This is a genomic window from Mycolicibacterium arseniciresistens, assembly GCF_030519285.1.
Classification (GTDB): Bacteria; Actinomycetota; Actinomycetes; order Mycobacteriales; family Mycobacteriaceae; genus Mycobacterium; species Mycobacterium arseniciresistens.
The window spans coordinates 1-19143 of sequence record NZ_JAUMSQ010000015.1 but is presented as its reverse complement, the minus strand read 5'-3'; the positions used below and the strand labels follow the sequence as shown (position 1 = coordinate 19143).

Here is a 19143-nt window from a genome sequence, read left to right as displayed (position 1 = left end):
GCGGGTCGTAGCGCTGGAACGCCACCGCGGGCCCGTCACCGTCGAACGCACTCGGGGTGGCCGGCACCGCCCCGTCCGCGGGCAGAAGTGCCGGCGGCGACGGTGCGTCCGGCGGCGGCGCGAGCGGAGTTCCGTTGAGCGAGTTGCCTGCCGGTGGCGGCGGCGGCACCGGGGCCTGCGGCAGCGCGGGTTGCGCGGGCGCCATGGGTGCGGGCGCCGCATCCGGTGGCGATGCGCCCGGTGGCGGCTGCGGGGTGAACGCGCCGGGAGGCGTTCCCGACGGTGCCGCGCCCGGCGGCAACGGTGTCCCCTGCACCGGCGCGTAGATCCGCTCGTTGAAGTCCACGATGTCGTGCGGGGGCAGCCCGTTCTTGATCAGGTTGGGATCGAACGCATACGGCCCCGTGTAGTGCTGGCGAATCACCTGTGGCACGAATCCTCGCGGGTCGTTGCACAGTTCGACCGTCGGGGCGCGCTTGCCAGGCTTGCCCTGGCACGGGTAGTTGCGCGCACCACGGACGTTGATCGGGGAATCCTGCGGCAGTTTGCAGTACAGACCGTCCGGCGTGTCGATCGACGTCTCGTCCTCCGGGGAACGCCACTGCGACGGCGGCAGGAAGCCGACGGTGCAGGGCGGCGGGTCGCTGATCGTCAGCGCGAAGTCGGCGAACGGCAGGCCGGTGGGATTCTTGTTGGGTAGGCCGAATGACTGCTGTGCCGCGATGATTCCCGGGAACATCACGATCAGCTGTTCGAGCGACCGGTTGTAGGTGACCAGCACCTGTCCCACCGTGGTGAGGTTGGCCAGCAGGGTCGGCAGGGTCGGCTTCACCTGCTCGAGCAGTGCGCTGACCTCCTGGGCGAAGCCTGGGCCGCGCTCCAGCGTGGTGCGGATCTCCGGGTCGTTCTGCTCGAGTTGAGCGGTGACGCCGGCCAGACTGCGAGCCCATGTCCGGATGGAATCCGTGGTCTCCGCCTGGGATTCGAGCAGCGGCTTGGCATCGTCGACCAGCGTGCGCGCCTCCCCGGAGGCGCCGCGCACATCTGTCGACAGTTTGGCCGCCGAGTCGAGCAGGGACTGGAAGTCCGGACCCGCTCCGTTGAAGGCCTTGAACGCCTCGTCGAGGAGGTCGGCGATGCGGTCTCCCGGGATGGATTCGACCAGCGAGCTGAGCTCGTCCAGGACCGGTCCGACGGGCTGCGGGATCGTGGCGTCGCGCACCGAGATCCGCGATCCGTCGGTCAGGTAAGGGCCGGAGTCGGTCCGGGGCCGTAGGTCGACATACTGCTCGCCGACGGCCGACACGCTGCGCACCTCTGCCTCCAGATCGGCGGGGATCTTCGGCGACGTATCCAACGAGAGAATCGCCTCGGCGCCGTTCTCGGTCAGATTCACCGATGTCACCTTGCCCACCTGGACGCCGCGGTAGGTCACGTTGCTGAACTGGTAGAGGCCACCACCGGCCGGTAGTTCGAGGGTCACGGCCAGGCGGCCGATTCCGAGCAGGGTCGGCACCTGCATGTAGGCGAACACCATCACCCCCACCCCCACCACCGAGGCGATGGTGAAGATGATCAGCTGCGTCCGAACGAAGCGGGTGAGCATCAGCCACCTTCCGAGGTCGGCGGGACGGCTTCGGCCGGCGCCGGAACCGCTGGAGGCGGAGGTGGCGGCGCCGCGGCGCCGAACGGCCCCGCGAAGATCTGTCCCGGCGGGATGCTCTGCGCCGCGGGGGCCCAGGGATTCGCGGCGGGCGGCGGCGTGATGGGGAGCAGCGGTTCTGCCACGGCGGGCATGGGTGCCACCTCACCCACCTCACCGGCAGGGGCCGCAGGTGCGTCCGGTGAATCCCGCTGCGGCGGCGCCACACCGATGGCCATCGGGTCGTAGGAATAGTTCAGGTAGTACGGGTCGCCCGGGGCGGGGATGAGCTTCGCCTCCTGGTCCTCCCAGCGGGTACCGAGCAGCAGCGACCGCTTGAACTTCGGGTAGGTCAGGTCGAAGGTGGCGTACAGGTTGATGTAGTCGCCCTTGGTGATCCGGTCGGCGAAGGTCGGCCCGTACGGGAATGCGGTGGCCCACAGCAGTGCGAGGTTCAGGTCCGGTCCGATGTCGGCGATTCTCTGCAAGGCGGGCTCGAGGTTCTGCAGGTTGGTCACCAGATCGTCCCCGGCATTGTTCACCAGGGTGGTCGCGGTGTCGCTGAACGTACCCAGCTTCTCCAGGGCCGTGGTCAACGTGGGCCGCTCGTTGATCAGCACGTCGAGGGCGGGCGGAATGTCCTTGAGCGCACGGTCGATGACGTCACGCTGTCCGGCGAACCGGCTGGCCAGCCGGTTCAGCTGCTGTATCGACGCGATGATGTTGTCCCGCTGCTCGTCGAGCACACCGACGAAGTCGTCGAGGCGGGTGAGCAATTCGCGGATCTCCGGTTCGCGTCCGGACAGCGCGCGGCTGGCGTTGTGGATCACGTCGCCGATCTGTCCCAGCCCGCCTCCGTTGACGACCGCGGCCAGCGACGACAGCGTGCGCTCGGTGGAGGGATAGGTCGACGAGTCGGTGAGCGGGATGGTGGTACCGGGCTGCAGCCGTCCCTGCGGGCTCTCACCCAGTGGGGTGTTCAGAGCGAGGTGCATCGAGCCGAGCAGGCTGGTCTGTCCCACGGTGGCCACCGCGTTGGCGGGCACCACCACGTCGGGCTTCACCGAGATCTCGACGTCGGCATGCCAGTTCTTGACCGTCATCTTCCCGACGCTGCCCACTACGACGTCGTCGATCAGTACCGGTGAATTCGACTCGAGCGTGCCGACATTCGGCACCTCCACCTGATAGGAGACGGAATCCGGCCCGCGGCCCTCGGCACCGGGCAACGGCAGCGAGTTGACACCCTGGAACGAGCACCCGGACAGCGTCAGCACCGCACAGGATGCGATGGCGGCTCGCCGCATCGGAACATGCCGGGTCATGATGGCGGGTTTCCTTCCGCGGGCAGCAGTGGCGTGTTCGGCGGTGGCTCCGGAGCGGCGTCGTCGACCGACGAGCCCGGCGGGGCCGCAGGCAGCAGCATCGCGTCGACCGACGGTGACTGCACCGGGATGTTCGAGATGATGGTCGGCGGCGCCGGTATGGGTGCACCCGGGTACAGCGCCGGAGACGGAATGGCCGGTGCGTCGCGGTCGGGCTGGTAGATCCCCGGCGGTCCCGGCGGTGCACCCCAGCCCGGGGGCGGCGGGATGTCGCCTGCGCCGGTGTAGGCGGACACTGTCGGCCTCGGTTCTGGCGGGTCGCCGGGTCCGGCTCCGCCGGGCGCCAGCTTCGGATCGGTGTAGATCATCCGCTTCGGATCGATCGCCGGCCGCAGATAGGCATTGATCGGCAACGGGATGTTGTTGAAGTTCAACAGCCGCGCCGCAGGCCCGAGGTACTGCGCGCAGAGTTTGGCGGTCTCGGGCGCACTGACGTTGGCGACGGCGCCGATCATGCCGCAGATGATCTGCACCGGGTTGGAGAAGTTGTTGAAGGCGAACGCGCCGGTGACTGCACCGCTGTTCGGGTAGTAGATGTTCTCGAAGTTCGCGATCGCGTTCGGCGTGATGTGCAGCACGTTCTCCAGCGCCAACCGGTTGTCCACCAGCACCTGGGTCACATTCGCCAGCCGCTGCACCTGCTCGGAGGTCTGGTTCCGACTGCCTGCCACGAAGCGCTGCACCTCACCGATGGCGACCGACAGGTCCGACAGCGCCGCATCGAGATCGGATCTGTTGTCGTCGAGGACGCTGGTCAGACTCGCCAGCCGGTTCTGGAACTGGACGATCTGCTGCTTGCTGTCCCGCATCGCGGTGACGAAGATCTGCAGGTTCTTGACGATGTCGACGATGTTGCCGCTGCCTTCGGCGAAGATCCTTGCAGCGCCGGACAACTGGGACAGGGTCGAGCGCAGCTTCTCGCCGTTGCCGTCGAGCGCGTTGGCCGCGCTGTCGATGAACCGGGAGACCGAAGTGCCGTCGACGCCCTTGTCCGGCCCCAACTCGGTGGCCAGGCGCATCAGCTGGTCCTTCACCTCGTCCCACTCCACCGGGACCGCGGTCTGGCTCTGCGGTATCGAGCCGCCGTCCCGCATGGTCGGCCCGTCGCCCTCGCGATAGGCGGGCGTGAGTTGCACATACCGCGCGGCGACCAGGTTCTGGGCGACGATCACCGCTTTCGCGCCCTCAGGTACCGGGACGCTGCGGTCGATCTCCATGGTGATCTTGGTCTGGGTGCCCTCCGGGGTGATCGCCTCGATCGTGCCGACCTTCACCCCGGCGACACGCACCTCGTCCCCGGCATAGATGGCGGTGGCCGTCGAGAAATACGCATTGATGGTCGTGGGGCCGAAGAACGCCTGCTTCACGAGATAACCTCCGCCGGCCACCAGGACGACGGCCAGCAGGATCGCGGTCCAGGCCGCGAGGCGCTTACGGGTTGCCATCATCGGGGAGATCTCCTGGCTGGGGAATGCCGTTGACGGGGAACGGGAGCTCGGCGCGCGGTCCCACCGCGTCCGGCGGCTGCCCGGCGTTCACACCGCGACGGAACCCGAACGCGTAGTCGAGGAACGGCTGCAGCAGCTGGCCGAAGATCAGGTTGGGCACGAACGCGTTGTAGTACGCGCCGTTGGAGACGATCTCACCTTGGGTCAAATAGTATTTCGCGGCGCCGGGCAGCATCTTGGCCAGGCTGTCGCGGTTTCTCTCCAGCATCGCGGTGACACTGTTCAACTGCTCGAGCGTCGGGCGCAGTTCATTCTCGTTGTCGGCCACCACCCCGGTCAGCTGCCGGGACACCGCGGAGATGCTCGCCAGCAGGCTGGTGATGGCATAACGACGTTCGTCGAGCACCGCCAGCAGGTCGTTGGCGTTGAGGATGAGCGCGTTCACCTGACTGCTGCGCTCGGAGAAGATCTGCGTGACATCGCCTGCTGTACGCAGCAGTTCGGTCAGGCTCTCGTTGCGGTTGTTGAGCGACTCCGACACCCGCGAGAGTCCGTCGAAGGTGGGCCCGAGCTGTGGTGACACCTGATCAAGCGTCTGCGCGAGTGTGTCGAGCGACTGGTTGAGCGCCTGGGTGTTGGTGTCCCGGGTATTGGCGGTCAGCTCACTGACCGCGTCGGTCAACGAGTATGGCGAGGTGGTCCGGCTGGTCGGGATGACCTGGTCGGTCGACAGCGTGCCGCTGCCTTCGGATTCCAGCGTCAGCACGCGCTCACCGAGCAGGCTGCCGGTGCGGATGTGGGCGGTGCTGTCCGAACCCAGCGCGTACTTGCTGCTGATCGTGAACTTGACCAGGGCGTCGCCGTTGTCGAGTTCGATCGATGACACCGACCCGACCTTGATCCCCGACACGGTCACGTCGTTGCCGCTCACCAGCCCACCGGCCTCGGTGAAGAGTGCCTGGTAGCGCAGCGCGGTTGCCCACGAGATCAGTCGTTCGGGCTGCAGTCCGACGACGATGACGAGGACGATGACGGCCACGCCGATGAAGCCTGCCCGGACGAGCTGAGGGCCGCGATATTTGAGCATCTACTCGTCCACACACCTTCCGGTCTCTTGTTTGATCCAGGGGAACACCACCGTGCGGCCCTCCAGATCACTGGCGCGGAAGGTGACACCGCAGATGTAGTACGGGAAGAACGCCCCGTACGACCCGACGCGCGCGAGCTTGCGATAGATCTCGGGGAGCCGCTGGATCGTGGCCTCGAGGCGCTCCAGGTCGGTGTTGAGCACCGGAGCCAGCCGGTGCAACTGGTCCACGGTGCCTGCCAGCGGCGACCGGGCGCGACCGAGCAGGTCGGCCAGTGAGGTGGTTCCGTTGTCCAGCGACTCGATGGCCGTGCCGATGGGGTCGCGGTCCTGGGAGAGCCCGGAGATCAGCTGCTCGAGCTTGTCGATCGCTCCGGAGAACTCGTCACCGTCCTTGGACAGCGTGTCCAGCACCGTGCGCAGTTCGTCGATCAACTGCTCGATCACCTGGTTGTTGTCGGCCAGCGAGTTGCTGAACGACGAGGTCCTGCTGAACAGCGATTCCAGCGTGCCACCCTGCCCCTGCAGTATCTGGACCAGTGAGCCGGTGAGCGCGTTGACGTCCTGGGGGTTCAGGCCCTGGATGACCGGTTTGAGCCCGCCCAGCAGCAGATCCAGATCGAGGGCAGGCGCGGTGCGCTCCTCGGGGATCTGCGATCCGACCGGCAGGATCTTCGTCGAATCCGGCGTGTCGATGAGCTCGACGTAGCGGTCCCCCACCAGGTTGAGATACCGGATCGCGACCTTCGTCCCGGTGGTCAGCTGCGTGCTGCGATCGGCTTCGAAGGTCACCAGCACCTTGCGATCGGGCTGGAGTTCGACGTCGTTGACTGTGCCGATGCGGATACCGGCGATCCTGACCGTGTCGCCCGGCTTCAGTCGCGAGGCGTCGGTGAAGACGGCCGAATACTCGCTGCTCGCACCGGTTCTGGTGTCGCTGAAGACCAGGAACACGAACGCGGTCAGCAGCACCGAGATGATCGCGAAGATCATCAGCTTGACGAAGGTCGAGACGGAACTCGTCATCCCGGCATACCGATCTGTGCGCTGTTGCGGGGCGGACCGTCGAGCGGCCCGTAGAGCCAGTTCTTGAGCCCCTCGGAGTTCAGCAGGATGCCGGAGTTGCCGTACTGCGCGGGGTTCGACCCGACGTCGCCGACGATGAACGGCGGCCGGAACTCCGCCGGCTGCTCGGGCAGACCGAGTTCCTCGCAGAAGTCGGCGCCGCCGCTGGACGCCGCCACCTTCGGCAGGTCACCGGGGTAGCGGTAGCGCTCGACACCGAGGGTCAGGCCGGCGTTGACGAGGATGCCCGAGTACTGCGGCGGGGATTTCGCGAACGGGATGAGGCCGCCGACGCCACACCAGATCGACTCGCGATACTTGTTGAGCAGTTCCGATGTCGGCACCAACTCGCGGAGAACGTCGGTCAGCGCCTGCTGGTTGCCGCCCACCACCTCGTTGCCGAGGTCCGCCAGACCGATGCTGCTGACCAGGAAGGCGTCCAGGTTCTGCTGCTGGTCGACGATCGAATTGCTCACCGACGTGGTGCTCTGGATGGTCGACAGCAGATCCGGAGTCGCATCGGCGTATGCGGTCAGGGTGGGCCTCAGGGCCTCCATGTCGCGCGACAGGTTCGACAGGCTCGGCTCGAGCTCGGCGAGCAGTGCGTTGAAGTCGACGAGGGTCTTGCCGAACTGCTCGCCGCGTCCATTGAACGCCGACGAGATCGCGCCAAGCGTCTCATTGAGTTTCGCCGGATCGATCTTGTCCAGCACGTTCACCAACTGCTGGAACACCGTGTTCACCTCGACGGTGACGTGCCGGTTCTCGATGACCTGTCCCGCCGCCAGTCGGGTCGGCTCCGGATCGGGCGGCGGCACCATCTCCACGAACTTGGCGCCGAACACGGTGGTGGAGGCGATGTCGACGCGTACGTTCGATGGGATCAGCTTCAGCTGTTCGGGATTCATCGCCAGGTGCAGCACGGCCTTGCCGTCGGCGCGTTCCTCGATCGAGGACACCTGGCCGACCTGGACGCCGCGCATCTTCACCCGGGCCTCGGGGTTCATCACCAGGCCGGCACGGTCGGCCACCACCGTCACCGGGACGGTGCTGGTGAAACTGCCACGGAACAGGCCGATCGCCAGGGCGATGACGAGCCCGAACACCACCAGGGTGCCCAGGCCGGCAAGGGCGGCGTAGTTCCGGCCGCCGGTGTTGCTCTGCGCCATGATCCCCCCTAACCCGACAGGTTGAAGTTGCCGTTGGAACCGTAGACCGACAGGGACACCAGCAGGGTCACCGACACCACGACGATGAGCGAGGTGCGCACGGCATTGCCCACGGCGTTACCCACCCCCGACGGCCCCCCCGACGCGAAATAGCCGAAGTAAGTGTGCACCAGCAGGATCGAGATCGCCATCAAAATGGCCTGAAGGAATGACCACAACAGGTCTATCGGGTTGAGGAACGTGTCGAAGTAGTGCGAGTACAGCCCGCCGGACTGCCCGAGCAGCATCACCGTGGTGAACTGGCTGGCCACGAACGACAGGATCACCGCGATCGCGTACAGCGGTGTCACCGCAACCATCCCGGCCACGATCCGGGTGCTCACCAGGTACTCGACCGGACGGATGCCCATCGACTCGAGCGCGTCGATCTCCTCGTTGATGCGCATGGCGCCGAGCTGCGCGGTGACCCCGGCGCCGAAGGTGGCGGCGAGGCCGATCCCGGCCACCACCGGTGCGGCGATGCGCACGTTGATGAATGCCGCCAGGAAGCCCGTCAGCGCCTCGATGCCGATGTTGCCCAGCGAGCTGTAGCCCTGGATCGCCAGCACGCCGCCGGTGGCCAGCGTCAGGAATCCGACGATCACCACGGTGCCGCCGATCATCGCCAACGTGCCTGCACCCATGGAGATCTCGGCGATCAGCCGGATGATTTCCTTGCGGAAGTGCACCGTCGCGTGCGGCGTGCCCGCCAGCGCCCGGCCGTAGAACATGGTGTGGTCGCCGATGCGGCTCAGCGTTCCCACCGGCCGGCTGAACTGCTTGGCGATGCGCGGATACGTGGCCCGCAGCGTGGTCAGGGTTCCCATGTCTAGCCCGTCGTCATCTGGATGCCGATGGCGGTGACTACCACGTTGATCACAAACAGCGCCATGAACGCGTACACCACCGTCTCGTTGACCGCATTGCCGACTGCCTTGGCGCCGCCGCCGGTGATCGTCAGGCCGCGGTAGCAGGCGACCATGCCGGCGATCAAGCCGAACAGCGCGGCCTTGACACACGAGATGATCACCTCGGGCACCCCGGTCAGCAGCGTGATCCCGGCGGCGAAGGCCCCGGGGTTGACGTCCTGGACGAACACCGAGAACACGTAGCCGCCGAGGATGCCGATGATCACCACCAGGCTGTTGAGCAGCAGCGCGACCAGACCCGAGGCCAGCATGCGCGGCGTGACCAGTCGCTGAACCGGGTTGATGCCCAGCACCTCCATCGCCTCGATCTCCTCGCGGATCGTGCGCGAGCCCAGGTCGGCGCACATCGCCGTCGCTCCGGCGCCGGCCACGATCAGCACCGTCACCAGCGGGCCCAGCTGCGTCACCGCACCGAATGCCGCACCCGCTCCCGACAGATCCGCCGCACCCAGTTCGCGCAGCAGGATGTTCAGCGTGAACGACACCAGGGTGGTGAACGGGATCGCCACCAGCAGTGTGGGCGCCAGCGACACGCGGGCGACGAACCACGACTGCTCGAAGAACTCGCGCCACTGGAACGGCCTGCGGAAGATGAACCGGATCGCATCGGCGAACATCGCGAACAGTCCCCCGACTGCCTGCATCGGCGCCGACGCCCGACCCAGGTTCACCCCTGTCGTCCACCGTTCAGCCATCGGATCCGGGTCCTTCCAGAATGGTGACCGCCGACACCGCTGTCGGGCCACCGATATTGTGCGCCAACCCTATCCGTGCACCGTCCACCTGATTGACCGCCTCCCCGCGCAACTGACCGAAGATCTCGACGCACTGCGCGACGCCGGTTGCTCCCGGCGGATGTCCCTTCGCCTTGAGTCCACCGCTCGGATTGACCGGCAATGCTCCCCCGACGGTGGTCGTCTCGGTCTCGACGAGCTTGTGGGCCTCGAAGCGGTCGGCGAACCCGAGGTCTTCGTAGCTGATCAGTTCGATGCCGGTGAAGTAGTCGTGCACCTCGGCGACGTCCACGTCGGCCGGTGAGAGTCCCGCCATTCCGAACGCCCGCTTGGCCGCCCGCACCGTCGCGGGGAATGTGGTCATGTCCGGTTTATGGGGGTACATCACGGAATCGAGCCCGAGTCCGACCCCGCGGATCCACACCGGCCGGTCGGTGAACCGGTCCACCACGTCCTCGGCCGCCAGCACGAGGGCGGCGGCTCCGTCGCTCTGCGGCGCGCAGTCGTAGACGCCGAACGGGTCGACCACCATCGGCGCGGACATCGCCTGCTCGACGGTGATCTCGAAGCGCAACCGGGCCTTGGGATTGTCCACGGCGTGCCGGTGGTTCTTGACGGCGATCATCGCGAGGTGCTCGCGCGTCGCCGGTGACTCGTGCAGGTAGCGCCGGACGTGCAGGGCAAATCCGGCGGGCGCGACGAGACCGAGCGGGTGGTCCCACGCCATGTCGCGAGTCATCGCCTCCCAGCCCCACAGCATGTCCTTGGTCGCGACCTCGCGCAGCTTGTCCGCACCCATCACCAGTGCGACGTCGGCCGCACCCGAGGCGACACCGTACAGGGCGTTGCGCACGGCGTCATTACCGGTGGCACAGGAGTTCTCGATGTGCGTGACGGGCAGTTCGTGCAGATCGAGGGTGTCGGCGAGGATGCCGGACGGGAAACCGTCCGTCGTTCCCATCGCGCCGAACCAGGCGGCGTCGAGGTCGGCCTTGGACATGCCCTTGTCGACACTGGCGGCACAGTCGGCGAACGCCATCGCCAGGAGATCCTTGATACCGAAGGCGAAATGCTCGGCGAACGGCGTCATTCCGGCGCCGACGACGGCGACCTTCCTCATGCCGCACCCGCGGAGCGGTCGCACAGCGACTCGCGCGACGATGCCGCGTCGGGTTCGAAGGCATACCCGTAGTCGGGCACACCGGAGCGCACGGCGATCCGGCGCAGCGCCAGCCGGCCACGGTCACCGATGTCCACCGAACCCGGGGCCGCGCCGGTCACCTTCACCAACGCACGCACCGCCACCCCGTCGAGCTCGACGATCACCAGGGAGTACGGCGACCGCAGGCCGGGCACCGGAATCCGCACGGTCGCTTCGGTGTAGACGGTTCCCGTCTTCGGCAACGGAACCAGCTCGTAGTCGGTGCTCAGCGAGCAGTCCTCTCCGACCCGGTACCGCGGCGGGAAGTCGAGCTGTTCGCTGCCGGCGTATCTGCCTGCTTCCCAACGAACTTTGGCTTCGAAGGCGCGTTCGTAGGCGGCCAGCGAGATCGGCAGATCCGCGCCGGGGGTGACGGCGCCGTCCGGCAACGGACGTGCCGCCGGTTCTCGTCGATTCACCTGAGCCTCGCCGCCTGCGACCGTGATCCCGGAAAGACTTGCCTGCTCGACCGCAACCAAGGGGCCAATGGTATCGGACTCGGTAAGGCTTGCGAGCGCGAATAATCCGGCACTTGCTCCATAAGTCGGCATATGTGGCGGCGTGCCCGCACACAGCTCCGTCACCTTGTCGTACTCCACGCCGGCGACCGCGACGGGCGTGTCCAACCACGCTGCCGACAGCGATGCCAGCAAGCCCCGCTCGTGCAGCAGCCGCGGATCTCCGTAGTCGTGCACCACCCCGATCGCGTTGCGGGTGCGGACGGGCAGGCTGCGGGCCACCCGGGCAGCGGTGCGCACCTTCCTGCCGTGGTCGGCGGTCAGGATCGCCGCGGCGCCCGCGGGATCCAGGTCGACGCCGATGATCAGCGAGCGGGGCCGTGCCGAGCTCACCGCGTCGAGCGTGGCGGGAGCCCCGCCCAACCGCTCGTCGACCTCGAGCTCCGGGTCCAGTCCGAGGCCGGCCAGCAGCACCGCGGCGTTGCTGCTCTCCACCGGCGGCAGGTCACGGCTGACCAGCACCACCCGCTCGACCGCTCCACCGGCGTCCAGCGCCGCGCGGCCGGCTTCGACCGCCATCGTGATCGCATCCTCGTCGTCGCCCGCCACCCGGTGCCGGGGTGTTCCCCAGCACGGGAGGTAGGTCCCGATGGATGCGATGTGTGGCATGGGCTGTTGAGCGACCTTTCTAGGTGACGGCGCCGGCGGTCTTGAGCTCGATGATGCGGTCCCAATCCAGGCCGAGCTCGACCAGGATGTCGTCGGTCTGCTCGGCGAACCCCGGCGCCGGGCCGGTCCGCGGTGCGGCGACGTCGAACTGCACCGGGTTGGCGACCAGTTCGAGCTCGCCGGCCTGCACCATGTATTCGTTGGCCCTGACCTGCGCATCCTGGGCGGCCTGCAGCGTGTCCTGCACGGGCGCCCACGGCCCGGCGAGCGTGGAGAACCGCTCGCTCCACTCGACCAGGGGCCGCTTCTTCATCGCCTCGGTGAGGATCTCGTTGGCCGCTGCGGTGTTCTCGGCGATCGACTCCGCCGTGGCGAACCGCGGGTCGTCGGCGAGCTCCGTGAGGTCCATGTGCCGGCACACGTCGGCCCAGAACTTCGTGGGCTGCATCATCACGAACGAGATGTAGCGGTCGTCGGCGGTGGGGTACAGCCCGACGAGCGGGTTGATGGGCGAACCGTGCACGCCGGGTGGGAAGGCCTCCATGCGTTCGCCGAGATGGTTGGTCAATGCCACGGTGTGCCCCATCGACCACAGGCCACTGCCCAGCAGCGAGACGTCCACGACCGAGGGTTCGCCGGTGCGCTCGCGCTTCAGCAGCGCTGCGGCGATACCGCCTGCGAGATTGGTGCCGGAGATGGTGTCGCCGTAGGCGGGCCCGGGCGGTCCGATCATGCCGGGCATGTCGGGAGGGGTGATGGTGCGCGCCGTGCCTGCACGGCACCAGAAGGCCGTCATGTCATAGCCCCCCTTCACCGCTTCCTCGCCGCGCGGCCCCAACGCGCTGCCTCTTGCATAGATGATGTCGGGGTTGACGGCACGGATGTCGTCGATATCGATACCGAATTTCTTACGGTGCCCCGGCAGGAAGCTGGTGAGGAACACATCGGCCCGGCGGGCCAGCTCGAGCAGCACGTCCCTGCCCTCGGGCACCGACATGTCCAGTCCGATGCTGCGTTTACCCCGGTTGGCGTGCTCGATATTGGGATTCGGGTCGCCCTCGACCCGCAACAACCCGGTCTGCCTCAGGCCGCGCTGCGGGTCCCCCGTCACCGCATGCTCGACCTTGATCACGTCGGCGCCCCATTCGCCGAGCACCGCACCCGCCGACGGCACGAAGCCGTACATCGCGACCTCGAGCACCCGGATGCCCTCGAGTGGCCCGGTCACGACAGCACCCGCGCGAAGGTCTTGGTCTCGAGGAACTCCTCGAGCCCCGCGGTGCCCATCTCGCGGCCGATGCCGGACTGCTTGAATCCGCCGAAGGGCGTGTCGGGGTTGAAGTAGTTGCCGCCGTTGATCGAGAAGGTGCCGGTGCGGATACGCCGGGCGAGCGCCAGCGCGCGCTCCTCGCTGCCGAACACGGCGCCCGACAACCCGTAGATGGAGTTGTTGGCGATCCGCACCGCGTCGTCGTCGTCGGAATAGGTGATCACCACGAGCACCGGTCCGAACACCTCATCCTGGGCGATCTCGCTGTCCGGGTGCACGTCGGCGAGCAGCGTCGGCTTATAGAAGTAGCCGGGGTCGACCTTCTCGCCGCCGGTGACCAGGGTGGCGCCGGCCTGCACTGCGCGCTGCACCATGCCGTCGACCTTGTCGCGCTGCTTCTCGCTGATCAGAGGACCCATGTAAACGGACGGGTCGACTGGATTTCCGAAGCGCACGTGCCCGAAGTTGTTCTTGATCAGCTCGACGATCTCGTCCTTGTGGGCCTCCGGCACGAGCAGTCGCGACGTGAGCGCGCAGCCCTGGCCGGCGTGCGTCACCATGCTGAACGCGGAGAACAGCGCGGCCATGCTGAAGTCGGCGTCGTCGAGCACGATCGCGGCCGACTTCCCGCCGAGTTCGAGGAACACCTTCTTGAGCGTCTCGCTGGCGGCGGCCATGATCCGGCGGCCGGTCGGCGTCGATCCGGTGAAGGTGACCATGTCCACGTCCGGGCTGGTCGTCAGCACCGCGCCGACCTCGGGATCGGCGCCGGAGAGCACGTTGACGACGCCGGCCGGGATGTCGGTGTGCTCGGCGATCAGCTCACCGAGGGCGAGGGTGATCAGCGGGGTGTCCGGCGCCGACTTCAGCACAACGGTGCAGCCGGCGGCCAGCGCGGGCGCCAGCTTCGCCAGCGCCAGCTGGTTGGGGTAGTTGTAGGCGATGATCGCGGCGACGACGCCCGCGGCTTCCTTCTCGACCCACCGGTGGTGCTGCATACCGCGGCTCTCGATGTTGCCGAGGTCCTCGGTCATCGGATAGCTCTTCAGCAGATCCGCGTAGTAGCGCACGATCCCGATCGGCTGGTCCAGCTGCGCGCCCTGGCACAGCGACTCGGTGGCGCCCACCTCCGCGATGGTCAGGGCGGCGAGTTCGTCGCGGTGCTCGACCAACGTGCTGTGCAGCTGTTCGAGGCAGCGCACCCGCAGCGCGACGTCGGTCGCCCAGCCGGACTCGTCGAACGCCCGCCGGGCCGCGTCGACCGCGGCGCGGGCATCGGCCACCGTGGCGTCCGGCGCGTGACCGAGCACCTCGCCGGTGGCCGGATTGAGAGAGGGAAACGTCCGCTCGGTCTCGACCAGGCGCCCGTCGATCAGCAGTCTCCGGTCGGCCTTGTGTTCGGACGTCCCGGCACCGTGCGGGGCGATGGAGTCGGCCCCCGGGACGTCTTCCGAGATGGTCGGCGTTTCCTGCATCATCCTCCTAGCGGCACATGTGATGGAAATTTCATTCTCATCGAGGGCGAATCATACATTCACCCAGTGAGAACTCAAGGTTGCGTAGACCGGCTAGTCGTAGGCTTACGGTGCCGGGTGAGCAGCATAGGACGCCTTGACCGCGGCGTTTCGAATCTTGCAGAATCGCCACCCCCGAGAGTACGGTTCTCATAATCGGAAGGAAGATTCTTGACGTCTGCGACGACCGTGATCGACCCGGCCGCCTCCTCGAGGGCCGCCGGGCACACCTGCGCTGAGGCCACCGCAGCGAGGTTCCCCGCGTGAAGAATGCCGTGGTCACCGGAGGCGGCTCCGGTATCGGCGCCGCCATCGTCGCCCGCCTGCGCGCCGACGGCCATCACGTCGCGATCCTCGATCTGAACCCCGGCGACGACGAATTCGCCTTCGCCGCCGACGTCACCGACCGCGGTCAGGTCGACGACGCCCTGACCGCGGTGCGCGCCAAGCTCGGCCCGATCGCGATCCTGGTCAACGGCGCCGGCCTGGACAGCTTCAAGAAGTTCCACGACGTCACCTTCGAGCGCTGGCAGCGCGTGATCGACGTCAACCTCAACGGCGTCTTCCACTGCGTCCAGGCCGTGCTGCCCGACATGATCGAGGCCGGCTGGGGTCGCATCGTCAACATCTCGTCCTCGAGCACCCATTCGGGCGCCCCGTACATGGCGCCCTACGTGGCGGCCAAATCGGCGGTCAACGGGCTGACGAAGACGCTGGCGCTCGAGTACGGCCCGGCCGGAATCACGGTCAACGCCGTGCCGCCGGGCTTCATCGACACCCCGATGATGCGGGCGGCGGCCGAGAAGGGGTTCCTCGGCGACCTCGACCAGACCATCGCGGCCACGCCGGTGCGGCGGATGGGCCGGCCCGAGGACATCGCCGCGGCGTGCGCCTTCCTCATCTCCGAGGAGGCCGGTTACATCACCGGCCAGATCCTGGGCGTCAACGGCGGCCGGAACACCTGAACCGCCTCGGCCGGACATCGACCAAGAAACGAAAGGACACCACTGTGGGACGCGTTGAGGGCAAGGTCGCTTTCATCACCGGTGCAGCGCGCGGTCAGGGCCGCAGCCACGCCATCCGGCTGGCCGAGGAAGGCGCCGACATCATCGCCGTCGACATCTGCGCCGACATCGACACCGTCGGGTACCCCCTGGCCAGGCCGGAGGACCTCGAGGAGACCGCACAGTACGTCGAGAAGGCGGGCCGTAAGGCGGTCATCGCCCAGGCCGACGTGCGTGACGCGGCCGCGCTCAAGGCGGCGCTCGACAACGGGGTTGCCGAACTGGGCCACCTCGACATCGTCGTCGCCCAGGCCGGCATCGCCGCGATGAAGGGCGCCCCGGCGATGCAGGCGTGGACCGACGGCATCAACACCAACTTCGTCGGCACCATCAACGCCATCCAGGTGGCGCTCCCCCACCTGAAGGAGGGCGCCTCGATCATCGCGACGGCGTCGGCCGCCGCACTGATGGACGCCTCTAAGAAGGACCGTCCCGGGGCCGATCCCGGCGGGATGGGCTACATGACCTCCAAGCGCCTCATCTCTCAGTACGTGCACGACCTGGCGACCGAGCTGGCGGTCCGCAGCATCCGTGCCAACGTGATCCACCCGACCAACTGCAACACCGACATGCTGCAGAGCGAGCCGATGTACCGGTCGTTCCGGCCGGACCTCGAGAAGCCGACCCGCGCGGACGCCGAACTGGCGTTCGGGGTCCAGCAGGCCATGCCGGTGCCCTACATCGAGCCCGAGGACATCACCAACGCCGTGCTGTGGCTGGCCTCCGACGAGTCGCGATTCGTCACCGGCATGCAGCTGCGCGTCGACGCGGGCGGTTACCTCAAGTGGTACGACTACCACGTCTGATTCCGTTGCGCCGCAACACGGTTAGCCGACTGGAGGAAAGCAGTGAAGGTCTCAGTTGACGGCACGCGCTGCCAGGGCCACACGTTGTGCTCGATGATCGCTCCCGACTCCTTCGAACTCGACGACGTCGACGGCCACGCGTCGCCGGTGAGCGAGGACGTTCCGGGCGATCAGGAGGAGCAGGTGGCAGAGGCCGCGCACTCCTGCCCCGAACAGGCGATCGTCATCGAATGACTCCAACCACTCGGCAGGCCCCGCTCCAGGCAGAGGAGACGACCACGTGAGCATCGACGACGGTGTCACGACGGACGGCGACCGCAAGAAGAACACGTACCACTTCGACCGGCACACGCCGGAGTACCGCCTGCAGTTCCAGAAGATCACGGAGGAGATGCAGGCCAGGTGTCCGATGGCGTGGACCGACACCTACGACGGGCACTGGGTGGCCGCCGACAGCAGGCACGTGTTCGAACTGGCCCGCTGTCCCGTGGTGTCCAATCACCACGACATCACCGGTGAGACCCCGTTCAAGGGCATCACGATCCCGAAGGCCAGTCGCGCCACCGTCGTTCGCGGCGGCATCCTCGAGATGGACGAGCCGGAGCACAGCTCCTACCGCGGTGCGCTGAACCCGTACCTGTCCCCTGCCGCGATCAAGCGCTGGGAACCATTCGTCGACGAGATCACTCGCGCCGCGCTCGACGAGCACATCGCGTCGGGCCGCATCGACTTCGTCGAGCACCTCGCCAACGTGGTGCCCGCGGTGTTCACGCTCGCGATGATGGGCATCGAGCTGAAGAAGTGGAACGTCTACAGCGAGCCCACCCACGCGTCGGTGTACACCCCCGAGCACTCCCCGGAGCGCGAGAAGATCAACGCGCAGCACCGGGAGATGGGCATCGACCTCATCACCAACATGATGGAGATCCGCGAGAACCCGCGGCCGGGCCTGGTGAACGCTCTGGTGCAGTTGCGCATCGACGGCGAACCGGCACCGGACATGGAGATCCTCGGGAATCTCGGACTCATCATCGGTGGCGGGTTCGACACCACCACCGCGCTCACCGCTCACGCCCTGGAATGGCTCGGTGAGCATCCCGATGAACGCGAGCGGCTGTCCCGCGAACGCACGAAGCTGCTGCATCCCGCCACCGAGGAGTTCCTCCGGTTCTTCACACCCGCGCCCGGCGACGGGCGCACCTTCGCCGACGACGTGGAGGTCGAGGGCCAGCAGTTCAAGAAGTACGAGCGACTCTGGTTGTCCTGGGCGATGGCCAACCGCGACCCGTCGGTGTTCGACAAGCCGAACGAGATCATGCTCGATCGGAAGGGCAACCGGCACTTCAGCTTCGGTATCGGCGTACACCGCTGTGTCGGCTCGAACGTCGCCCGCACGGTGTTCAAGTCGATGCTGACCGCGGTGCTCGACCGGATGCCCGACTACGTGTGCGACCCCGAGGGCGCCGTGCACTACGACACCATCGGCGTCATCCAGGGCATGCGCAACCTGCCGGCGACCTTCACCCCCTCCGAACCGCTGGGCCCCGGCCTGGACGAGACGATCGACAAGTTGCAGCGGATCTGCAACGAGCAGGAGCTCGCCCGACCCATCACCGAGCGCAAGGAACCGGCGGTAATCGACTGATCTCTACACCGAGGTCAAGGCGAAATGGTTCTATGGGCCGGGGGAAGAACGGGAGGGAAGAAGCAGTGAAGCTCGTCAGTGCCCGCATCTCAACCGCCGCTGCGGCGTTCGCCGTCGCCGTGTTCACGGTGACCGCGATGGTGGCGGCCCCGCCCGCGTCCGCGATGCGCCTGGGCAACTACGACCTGCTCACGAACCGCTACGACCGGGCATCGTGGATGTGGTACCTGTCCTTCTGCGTTCCGGAGAAGAGCGCCGACTGCGCCAAGGTCAGCGCGCGGCCGCGGTTGAAGTTCTACGAGTACTACGAGAACAAGGCCTATCTCAAGGACGGTCGCTGGACGTTGGTCGTCGACGTCCCGGACGGTCTGCGCTGCCCCGGATACAATCTCCCGACCCGCGAGACCTACGTCTGGGACGACGCCACACTCGCCGGCACGATCGACTCGCGGTATGACGTCGGCTGCTTCAACGGCCCGCCCGGGACCCAGTTCTGGACGTTCGCGCTGCGGCGCCTGTAGCCGCACCGCGGCTGTACCAGGGCGGTGGTCGCGCTGTAACGACCAGAACCCTTGGAACGACATGCTGTTAGCCTGTAAAAGAAACCGGGCAACAACCTGTCGGAACGGGGTAGAAGCAGATTATGAAGCGTGTAAGAGTGCTGGCGGCAATCGGTGGTGGACTGGCGGTCTCCGCCCTGAGCCTCTCGGCCGGAGTGGCGTCCGCGCAGCCGAATCTGGATGCGGTCGTGAACACGACGTGTAGCTACGACCAGGTGATCGCGGCGCTGAACGATCAGCGGCCCGACCTCGCCGCCGAGGTGAATTCGTCGCCGGGGTTCCAGGGGCAGCTGCGCAGCTTCCTGGCGTCGGGGCCTGCCCAGCGGCAGCAGACCGTGAACTTCCTGAAGGGCAGCTCGATGGCTCAGGCCTACCTGGGCCCCATCGTGCAGATCTCCGGATCCTGCAGCAACTACTGATGTGACGGCGTCGGGGCCGGTCGCCATGAGCGACCGGCC

18 protein-coding genes are annotated in these 19143 nt (G+C 67.2%); 6 read left to right on the top strand and 12 right to left on the bottom strand.

Annotated features, from left to right (window positions below; genetic code table 11):
• From Q2100_RS04085 to Q2100_RS04030, 12 genes are all read right to left on the bottom strand, one after another.
• Window positions 1-1606, bottom strand: a 1606-nt coding sequence (locus Q2100_RS04085; protein ID WP_302912924.1) for an MCE family protein, incomplete at its 3' end; no start/stop codon positions are given.
• On the bottom strand, window positions 1606-2967 hold the full coding sequence (locus Q2100_RS04080; RefSeq protein WP_302912923.1) for an MCE family protein: 1362 nt from the start codon (window positions 2965-2967) through the stop codon (window positions 1606-1608). The genes Q2100_RS04085 and Q2100_RS04080, both read right to left, overlap by 1 nt.
• Entirely contained in the window at window positions 2964-4475 is a 1512-nt protein-coding gene (locus Q2100_RS04075) for an MCE family protein (protein WP_302912922.1), read from the bottom strand. Before Q2100_RS04075 ends, Q2100_RS04080 begins: the two co-directional genes overlap by 4 nt.
• Window positions 4459-5562 carry an MCE family protein gene (locus tag Q2100_RS04070; protein ID WP_302912921.1) on the bottom strand — a complete coding sequence of 368 codons (1104 nt, stop codon included), beginning with the start codon at window positions 5560-5562 and terminating at the stop codon, window positions 4459-4461. The genes Q2100_RS04075 and Q2100_RS04070 overlap by 17 nt, the downstream gene beginning before the upstream one ends.
• Entirely contained in the window at window positions 5563-6588 is a 1026-nt protein-coding gene (locus Q2100_RS04065) for an MCE family protein (protein ID WP_302912920.1), read from the bottom strand.
• On the bottom strand, window positions 6585-7796 hold the full coding sequence (locus Q2100_RS04060) for an MCE family protein (RefSeq protein WP_302912919.1): 1212 nt from the start codon (window positions 7794-7796) through the stop codon (window positions 6585-6587). Before Q2100_RS04060 ends, Q2100_RS04065 begins: the two co-directional genes overlap by 4 nt.
• An 8-nt stretch (window positions 7797-7804) precedes the next feature.
• Window positions 7805-8662, bottom strand: coding sequence for an MlaE family ABC transporter permease (locus Q2100_RS04055; protein WP_302912918.1), 858 nt, complete (start codon window positions 8660-8662; stop codon window positions 7805-7807).
• 2 nt (window positions 8663-8664) lie between these two features.
• Entirely contained in the window at window positions 8665-9459 is a 795-nt protein-coding gene (locus Q2100_RS04050; RefSeq protein WP_302912917.1) for an MlaE family ABC transporter permease, read from the bottom strand.
• Window positions 9452-10618, bottom strand: a complete 1167-nt coding sequence (locus tag Q2100_RS04045) for a thiolase C-terminal domain-containing protein (protein ID WP_302912916.1) — start codon at window positions 10616-10618, stop codon at window positions 9452-9454. Before Q2100_RS04045 ends, Q2100_RS04050 begins: the two co-directional genes overlap by 8 nt.
• On the bottom strand, window positions 10615-11826 hold the full coding sequence (locus Q2100_RS04040; RefSeq protein WP_302912915.1) for an OB-fold domain-containing protein: 1212 nt from the start codon (window positions 11824-11826) through the stop codon (window positions 10615-10617). The genes Q2100_RS04045 and Q2100_RS04040 overlap by 4 nt, the downstream gene beginning before the upstream one ends.
• Before the next feature lie 19 nt (window positions 11827-11845).
• Window positions 11846-13054, bottom strand: a complete 1209-nt coding sequence (locus Q2100_RS04035; protein WP_302912914.1) for a CaiB/BaiF CoA transferase family protein — start codon at window positions 13052-13054, stop codon at window positions 11846-11848.
• Window positions 13051-14571 carry an aldehyde dehydrogenase family protein gene (locus Q2100_RS04030; RefSeq protein WP_302912913.1) on the bottom strand — a complete coding sequence of 507 codons (1521 nt, stop codon included), beginning with the start codon at window positions 14569-14571 and terminating at the stop codon, window positions 13051-13053. The genes Q2100_RS04035 and Q2100_RS04030 overlap by 4 nt, the downstream gene beginning before the upstream one ends.
• A gap of 302 nt (window positions 14572-14873) precedes the next feature.
• Here Q2100_RS04030 and Q2100_RS04025 point away from each other — a divergent pair, with 302 nt between their 5' ends.
• The 6 genes from Q2100_RS04025 (at window position 14874) to Q2100_RS04000 (ending at window position 19104) form a co-directional block, all read left to right on the top strand.
• Window positions 14874-15575: an SDR family NAD(P)-dependent oxidoreductase gene (locus Q2100_RS04025; RefSeq protein ID WP_302912912.1), complete on the top strand. Its 702-nt coding sequence runs from the start codon at window positions 14874-14876 to the stop codon at window positions 15573-15575.
• A 44-nt stretch (window positions 15576-15619) separates the two neighbouring features.
• Window positions 15620-16480: a mycofactocin-coupled SDR family oxidoreductase gene (locus tag Q2100_RS04020; RefSeq protein ID WP_269893484.1), complete on the top strand. Its 861-nt coding sequence runs from the start codon at window positions 15620-15622 to the stop codon at window positions 16478-16480.
• Between the two features lie 42 nt (window positions 16481-16522).
• Window positions 16523-16714 carry a ferredoxin gene (locus tag Q2100_RS04015; protein ID WP_264015536.1) on the top strand — a complete coding sequence of 64 codons (192 nt, stop codon included), beginning with the start codon at window positions 16523-16525 and terminating at the stop codon, window positions 16712-16714.
• A gap of 46 nt (window positions 16715-16760) precedes the next feature.
• Window positions 16761-18125, top strand: a complete 1365-nt coding sequence (locus Q2100_RS04010) for a cytochrome P450 (protein ID WP_302912911.1) — start codon at window positions 16761-16763, stop codon at window positions 18123-18125.
• Between the two features lie 137 nt (window positions 18126-18262).
• Window positions 18263-18646 carry a hypothetical protein gene (locus Q2100_RS04005; protein WP_302912925.1) on the top strand — a complete coding sequence of 128 codons (384 nt, stop codon included), beginning with the start codon at window positions 18263-18265 and terminating at the stop codon, window positions 18644-18646.
• Window positions 18647-18768: 122 nt separating this feature from the next.
• Window positions 18769-19104, top strand: a complete 336-nt coding sequence (locus tag Q2100_RS04000; RefSeq protein ID WP_302912910.1) for a hemophore-related protein — start codon at window positions 18769-18771, stop codon at window positions 19102-19104.
• The last annotated feature ends 39 nt before the right edge of the window (window positions 19105-19143 follow it).

Bases quoted from the DNA above. Each gene is read 5' to 3' on its own strand.
- Q2100_RS04075 (WP_302912922.1), bottom strand. From the start codon at position 4,475: ATGATGGCAACCCGTAAGCGCCTCGCGGCCTGGACCGCGATCCTGCTG.
- Q2100_RS04040 (WP_302912915.1), bottom strand. From the start codon at position 11,826: ATGCCACACATCGCATCCATCGGGACCTACCTCCCGTGCTGGGGAACA.
- Q2100_RS04065 (WP_302912920.1), bottom strand. From the start codon at position 6,588: ATGACGAGTTCCGTCTCGACCTTCGTCAAGCTGATGATCTTCGCGATC.
- Q2100_RS04000 (WP_302912910.1), top strand. From the start codon at position 18,769: ATGAAGCGTGTAAGAGTGCTGGCGGCAATCGGTGGTGGACTGGCGGTC.
- Q2100_RS04045 (WP_302912916.1), bottom strand. From the start codon at position 10,618: ATGAGGAAGGTCGCCGTCGTCGGCGCCGGAATGACGCCGTTCGCCGAG.
- Q2100_RS04060 (WP_302912919.1), bottom strand. From the start codon at position 7,796: ATGGCGCAGAGCAACACCGGCGGCCGGAACTACGCCGCCCTTGCCGGC.
- Q2100_RS04030 (WP_302912913.1), bottom strand. From the start codon at position 14,571: ATGCAGGAAACGCCGACCATCTCGGAAGACGTCCCGGGGGCCGACTCC.
- Q2100_RS04070 (WP_302912921.1), bottom strand. From the start codon at position 5,562: ATGCTCAAATATCGCGGCCCTCAGCTCGTCCGGGCAGGCTTCATCGGC.
- Q2100_RS04050 (WP_302912917.1), bottom strand. From the start codon at position 9,459: ATGGCTGAACGGTGGACGACAGGGGTGAACCTGGGTCGGGCGTCGGCG.
- Q2100_RS04080 (WP_302912923.1), bottom strand. From the start codon at position 2,967: ATGACCCGGCATGTTCCGATGCGGCGAGCCGCCATCGCATCCTGTGCG.
- Q2100_RS04005 (WP_302912925.1), top strand. From the start codon at position 18,263: ATGGTGGCGGCCCCGCCCGCGTCCGCGATGCGCCTGGGCAACTACGAC.
- Q2100_RS04055 (WP_302912918.1), bottom strand. From the start codon at position 8,662: ATGGGAACCCTGACCACGCTGCGGGCCACGTATCCGCGCATCGCCAAG.